At 45.8% G+C, this 3281-nt stretch carries 2 protein-coding genes; both read left to right on the top strand.

Going from position 1 to position 3281, the window contains the following annotated elements:
* Window positions 1-2869, top strand: a 2869-nt coding sequence (locus OKC24_RS19295; RefSeq protein WP_265466246.1) for a tape measure protein, incomplete at its 5' end; no start/stop codon positions are given.
* Window positions 2870-2873: 4 nt separating this feature from the next.
* Window positions 2874-3281 (top strand): hypothetical protein (locus OKC24_RS19290; RefSeq protein WP_265466245.1); only part of this gene is annotated, 408 nt, incomplete at its 3' end.

Genomic DNA, 3281 nt, shown 5'->3' with positions numbered 1-3281 from the left:
TGGCGTACTTCGCGGTGATGAATTTAACTCAATCATGGAGCAAGCACCGGGCATCTCTTCTGCTCTAGCTAAGTCGCTTGGGGTTACAACTGGCGAACTGCGCAAGATGGCTGAAAACGGCGAGCTGTCAGCTGAGAGAGTTGTTAAAGCGCTTCAAAGCCAGTCAGCAGCAATTGAGGCTGATTACGCCAAGTTTCCAACCACTATTGGTAATGCATTACAGCGCATCTCAACACAATGGCAAATCCTAATTGGAACAATGGATCAGGCTAATGGGGCTTCTGCAACGGTAGCGCAATGGCTTGTAATGCTTGCTGACAATATGGGCATTGTGGAAACACTGCTTAATGATATTGGTTCTGGCTTCATTTGGGTTGGTGATCAACTATCATTTATTGATGTATCGGTCTTCGAAAGCCTTAAGTCCGCATTATCAAGTGCATACGATGCTGTAAAAGATGTCATTTCTACTTTGGTTGATTTTGGTAAAACTATCGTAGACATCTTGGGAACATCGCTTAGCAATGCCTTGGCTGTGCTTTCATCATTTACCGGTGAGGCAACAGCAGCTGGTGAGCAGGTTGGTTTCTTCGAGCGAGTGTTGCAAGGGTTGTCAATCACGTTTGGCTTTATCGCAGATGGTGCAACAGCTATAAAAATCGGTGTAAATCTTTTAGCAGGAGCATTCTTTGATTTAGCCTCAGCAGCCAATAGCGTCATGGCTGCAGTCACTTGGGGTGATGTAAGCAAGCAGTTTGCGGCCAATGCAGATGTGATGAAAGATAAGGCCAAGCAGTATTACGCTGAAGCTGACAAGGATGCGATAGCATTCGAATCCAAAGGTGTGCAGCGCATGAAGGAGGCTGCGCAAACCCAAGATGAAAAAAACGCTGAAACGGTTGCAAACAACAAGGCTACATTTGCTGAGCTGATTCAGCAAAATGAAGAGCTAACACAAAAATCCAAGGCATTGGCAGATGAACGTGCAGCGATAGATGCACAGCTCAATCAGGCGCGAAAAGATGGCAATCAGTCGGCCATTGATTCAATTTTGCAGAAATCCAATGAGCTGGAGACTCGTGAAAAAGCACATGCGACAACCAAAGCCAAACTTGATAGCGACACTTTAGCATCGGCACAGGCAACCGCTGAGGCTGCCATCAAAGCCAATGGTGGTGTGATGGATGGCGTGATGCAAGCCGATCTGCTGACAAAAGGTTATATCGCCACCATAGATGAAGCGGGCAAGGTTTCAGTTCAAGCGAGCGAGAGCGCAGCGCAGGCAGCGGAAAATGCCAGAGTAAAAGAGGAAGCCTTAAAACTAGCCAAAGACAATGTCAAAATGGCTGATGAAGAACTTCTTGCATATCAGAAACAGGCTGCAGTTGAGCGTGTTTTACTGGACAAGCAGATCGAGGAGGCTAAACGTACAGGCGACTTAAATGCATTAGCTTCAGCACAAGCATCTGCCGATGCTATCAATGCTAAAGAAAATGAACTTAAAGCTAACCGCGAAATACGGATTGCCGAACTTAACAATGCGACAACTGGCTCGGGTCAGGTTGCTGAGTCTGCATACTCAAGAGCATCTGCAGCGGCGAAACTATTTGGTGTAGATCTGGATGTCTCGCTAAACAAGGTTTCTAAATCATTCAGTAGTTCGGGGAATGAACTGGATGGACTTAAGACCAAGTTGGGTGAGGCGGGGTATACCGGTAAACAGGCTGGTGATGTTCTTTACCAGGCATGGGAGGATTGGCTTAGCAAGGCCAAGAGCCAAGCTGAAATTGATATGGCTAAAGCCAAGCTTCAAGAGTTTGGAGATCAAGGTAAAGTTTCGACTGCTCAGGTAGAGCAAGGCCTCATTGCTATCAAGATGCAAGCTCAAAAACTGCCTGATGATATCGATCCTGTTACAAAGTCTTTCAAGAGACTAGGCATTGAGACCAAGGAAAATCTCAAGCTGGCTGCCCAACAAGCATTAATGGATTTTATTAATGTTCGTGATAGCGGCAAGGCTACTGCTGAAGGTGTGCAAAAGGCTTATGAAAAAGCTGCTCAGTCTGCGGCTGCATCTGGTGACGCAGGAAGAATTGCAGCGGTAAATGCAATGAATGCCGGGCGTAATCTTGAAGTGCAGATTGATGCCACCGGCAAAGCTGTTGTCAAAACCATGGATGATTGGTCTAAATCCAATGACCGTGTACGTGATTCCGCAAGCGGTATTGGCGATGGTTATCGTAGTGCAGGGAAAGTTGCACGTGAAGAAGCTAAGTCATCCACCGAGGCATGGAGTGACGCGGTTGCAGCTGCATCTGAACAATTCGATGCTGAAATGAAACGCCAGAGCAAATCTTTAAGTGAAGGCATTTATAACTATAACTCTTACAGTAAAGCTGATGTGTTATCACAGCTTAAAAGTAAGGGTTATGACGATAAAGAAGCCGAGAAATTGGCGGGTACGATTTGGTCCAAAGCCATGGAAGCGGATCGTGATGCTAAAGCTGATGGCATGAGTAAAACAGGCAATACTGCAATCCGAACTTTGATTAGTCAAGAGTTCGATGCAGCTGCTGCTAAAGGCTTAACCACTCAATGGGGAACCAACAAGATTAATGACCTTCTTCGCCAGATGACGGCCAGCAATCTTGTTTCAACAGGTCCTTCACCCAAGGCTGTTGATGTGAATAGCCTCGCACCCAGCGCGAGTACTCCAGTTCCAAGAGTCACTGCAACCCCTACTTCTCGGACAGTACAAAACAATATTTCAATTAATGGCAAAACAATCAGCATCCCTGTGGCTGAGGAAAATCAAGGTAATTTTAATGACTTCCTTAGCGAACTTGAAACACTGAAAAATAGGATGTAGATGCATGAAACTGATACGAAAATCAACCAATGAAACCGTCCAATTAGAGGACGGTTTTTTATGGACTGATGAATTTGACTGGAAACCCATTGAACAGAAGTTAGAGCGCTCAATCAGCGGCGAGGCAATCATTCAAGAAGGCCTAAAACAGTCGGGGCGTCCTATCTCGCTTGAGCCTGCTGATCAAAACACAGGTTGGATCAAGCTTCGAGACTTAAGAATGGTTCGAGATTGGGCGGTACTGCATGAACGATACATCATTCAGTTTGAGCAGCAGCATGATACCCGGCAATTTGAAGTGATCTTCAATCATGAAGCGGGCGCCTTGGAGGCTAAGCCTGTCTTGGGTATTCCTGCCGTATCTCTTGATGATTATTACAACGTGACTTTACGATTTTTGGAGCTAGAAAAT

Source organism: Acinetobacter entericus (assembly GCF_026168575.1).
In the GTDB taxonomy this organism is placed as follows: Bacteria; Pseudomonadota; Gammaproteobacteria; order Pseudomonadales; family Moraxellaceae; genus Acinetobacter; species Acinetobacter bouvetii.
The sequence above is the reverse complement of the archived record's forward strand: the minus strand, read 5'-3'. Positions and strand labels throughout refer to the sequence as shown.